Origin of the sequence: Actinoplanes sp. NPDC051633 (assembly GCF_040681735.1) — a bacterium.
Classification (GTDB): domain Bacteria; phylum Actinomycetota; class Actinomycetes; order Mycobacteriales; family Micromonosporaceae; genus Actinoplanes.
Genome location: NZ_JBFAZH010001135.1, coordinates 1 through 2489, shown reverse-complemented (window position 1 = coordinate 2489; position 2489 = coordinate 1). Strand labels below are relative to the sequence as shown.

At 76.3% G+C, this 2489-nt stretch carries 5 protein-coding genes and 1 pseudogene; all 6 read right to left on the bottom strand.

The genetic code is table 11. The annotated features are described in order from the left end of the window. Nucleotides 1–31 precede the first annotated feature (31 nt). The gene (locus AB0M20_RS38055) at nt 32–442 is read right to left on the bottom strand and encodes an Rv3654c family TadE-like protein (protein ID WP_364305715.1); all 411 of its coding nucleotides are present in this window, start codon (nt 440–442) and stop codon (nt 32–34) included. Then, entirely contained in the window at nt 439–807 is a 369-nt protein-coding gene (locus AB0M20_RS38050) for a TadE family type IV pilus minor pilin (protein WP_364305713.1), read from the bottom strand. Before AB0M20_RS38050 ends, AB0M20_RS38055 begins: the two co-directional genes overlap by 4 nt. After that, on the bottom strand, nt 804–995 hold the full coding sequence (locus tag AB0M20_RS38045; protein WP_364305719.1) for a DUF4244 domain-containing protein: 192 nt from the start codon (nt 993–995) through the stop codon (nt 804–806). The genes AB0M20_RS38050 and AB0M20_RS38045 overlap by 4 nt, the downstream gene beginning before the upstream one ends. Nucleotides 996–1017: 22 nt before the next feature. Beyond that, entirely contained in the window at nt 1018–1590 is a 573-nt protein-coding gene (locus AB0M20_RS38040) for a type II secretion system F family protein (protein ID WP_364305717.1), read from the bottom strand. Nucleotides 1591–1597: 7 nt separating this feature from the next. Next, on the bottom strand, nt 1598–1804 hold the full coding sequence (locus AB0M20_RS38035) for a hypothetical protein (RefSeq protein ID WP_364305712.1): 207 nt from the start codon (nt 1802–1804) through the stop codon (nt 1598–1600). Then, a pseudogene (locus AB0M20_RS38030) lies at nt 1801–2489 on the bottom strand (hypothetical protein); the annotation flags it as partial. The pseudogene AB0M20_RS38030 and the gene AB0M20_RS38035, both read right to left, overlap by 4 nt.

The window sequence follows — 2489 nt, the reverse complement described above, 5'->3', positions numbered from 1 at the left end:
TACCTTTCCCAATACAGTCGCAACGTAAAGGTTAGGCCGGGGCCATGACCGGGCCGGCCCGAGCCGCGGCACGCGCCGGCCTAGGCAGCCCCGGCACGTCCCGTTCCACCCGGACGACCAGATCCAGGTCGCGGACGGCGCAGGAGATCAGTACGGCGCCGTTCGCGGTCACCAGCCGCTCCGCCGTGGCACAGGCCACCGCCGGCCCTTCGATGACATGCGCCGCCCCGGCCAGCGCACCGAGATCCGCCGCCGTGCGAGCCTCGTGCCGGCCCACCCTGGCGGCACCCACGGCGGCACCCGCCATTCCGGCCGCCACCAGCACCAACCCGATGGCCAGGACGAGAATCGAGGCCGCGCCACGTTCGCCGGAGCCGCTCCCGCGCACCGCGCCGTCGACGACCGTGGCGCCCTGTCCGGTGCCGGTCGGCCCGCCGGTCATGGTGTGGGCTCCGGCAGGCCGGGCTCCCAGGCGGCCGTCGCCGAGGCCGTCACCTCGATGAAGGGGACCGCATCGCCCAGCGCCCGGATGCGGGACCGCACCGTCACCGTGACCGTCGCGGTGCCGGTCGCCACGTCGATCGCCGCGCCCGGCGGCGCCACCGCGGCCGCCGCGTCGGCTCCCTGCTCTCCCCGGGCCGCGGCCAGCGCACCCTCCCGGGCCGCGTCCACGCACTGGGTCTTGGCGGTCACCGCGCCGACGGCGGTGAGGCCAGCGAACAGCAACAGCATGAGCGCCGGCAGCCCGGCGGCGAGCTCGGCGGTGAACGCTCCCCGGTCACCGCCGGGCCACCGGCGCCATCTCACTGCAGGGCCTTCTCGATGATCCCGGTCAGCGCCGTCTGCACCTTGGGGCTGGTCACCACTTTGAACAGCAACCCGGCGAAGCCGACCGCGGCGAGCGTGCCGACCGCGTACTCGGCGGTGCTCATGCCGGCCTCCGCGGCCTCACCGCTCAGCCGCGCCCAACGGGCCTTCAGTCTGCGCACGTCGATCTCCTCACTTGTGGTGGGTTCTTCACAACACGTCGCCGAGAACGGCGACCAGCACCGGCACGAGGCCGGCGAGCACAAAGGCGGGCAGGAAGCACAACCCGAGCGGCAGCACGATGAGCACCCCGGCACGCTGGGCCGCGGCCTCGGCCGCGACGACGCGGTCGGCCCGCAGGTCATCGGTGAGCCGGGTGAGCGCGCCGCCGAGCGCGCCGCCGCTGTCGCTGGACCGGATCGCGGCTGCGACCAGTCGTTGCGCGCCGGTCACGTCGTCGAGGTGGGCCCACGCCTCGGCCGGCCCGGCCCCGAGCCGCAGCGAGCGGGCGGTGCGGGAGAGCCGCTCACCCAATGGACCGCCGAGGGCGTCGGCGACGGCGGACACCGCCCGGTCGACCGGTGCGCCGGCCCGCACGGCGGCGGCCAGCAGGTCAGCGCACAGTGGCAGGTCGGCGGCCGCCCGCAGCCGGGCCCGGACCACGTCGGCCGGCTCGCGGGTGCGCAGGAATCGGTACACCCCAGCGCCGGCCGCCACCGCGGGCAACGCCGCCCACCACCGGCCGATCAGGGCGACCACCCCGACGCCGGCGCCGAGCGCCATCAGGATTTCACGCACTCCGACCAGCTCCGGGCACCGCGACCGGCTCGACCGTCGGTTGTGGATCGTGGCGGGTGGCGGCGCAGAGGAACGGCGCGGTGCCGTCCGCGCCGGAGCCGGCGTGGATGAGGGCGGCGGCGCAGCACGCGCGCAGCGGCAGGGCGGCCGGTCCGCGACTGCGCAGGAAGCGGGCGGCACCGCAGTCGTGCTGGGTCATCGCCGCGCTCCGGACACGAGGCGGTCCGCCCACAGCAGCCCGGCGCATTGCAGCAGGACCGCTCCGACCGCACAGGCGGCACCCAACCTGGTGTGCAGCAGGATCCGCAGCGGGTCCGTCCCGATGCTGTAGCCCAGGCCGATCCCGCCGAGCGGCAGCGCCGCGAGCAGCATCGCCGTGGCCTGCGCTCCGGCGGCCTGCGCCGCCGCCGACTTGGTGGCCCGCTCGGCGGCACGGGCGTCGGCCTCGATGCGTTCGACGAGATCGGCGGCCGGCGCCCCGGTGCGTTCGGCCAGCCGCCACACCGCCCCGCTCAGCTCGGCGATCCGCGCATCGCCCCGCACCGCCGCGGCCCGCTGCGGCGGCAATCCCGCCCGGAGGTCGGCTGCCAGCGCACCGAGGTTGTCAAGGGCGGCGGCCCGCCGCTCAGCCGTGGCCCGGCGAACCAGGTGACGTACGACGGCCCGCACCCCGAAGACCGAATACGCCGCCAGCACCACCGCTGCAACCGGCCCGCCGACGAGCAGGCCGAGCCCCCCGGCCGTCGCCACGCTGAGCACCATCAGCCGGCGCGGATCGCTCGTGCCCAGCCGCGCCAGCCCGTCCCGCAGCCCGCGGAAGTCGGTCCGCCGCCGGGCGGGCGGCTCCTGAAGCCGCCGCAGCGGTGACCGCCGCAGCCGCATCG

Bases quoted from the DNA above. Each gene is read 5' to 3' on its own strand.
- AB0M20_RS38035 (WP_364305712.1), bottom strand. From the start codon at position 1,804: ATGACCCAGCACGACTGCGGTGCCGCCCGCTTCCTGCGCAGTCGCGGA.
- AB0M20_RS38040 (WP_364305717.1), bottom strand. From the start codon at position 1,590: ATGGCGCTCGGCGCCGGCGTCGGGGTGGTCGCCCTGATCGGCCGGTGG.
- AB0M20_RS38055 (WP_364305715.1), bottom strand. From the start codon at position 442: ATGACCGGCGGGCCGACCGGCACCGGACAGGGCGCCACGGTCGTCGAC.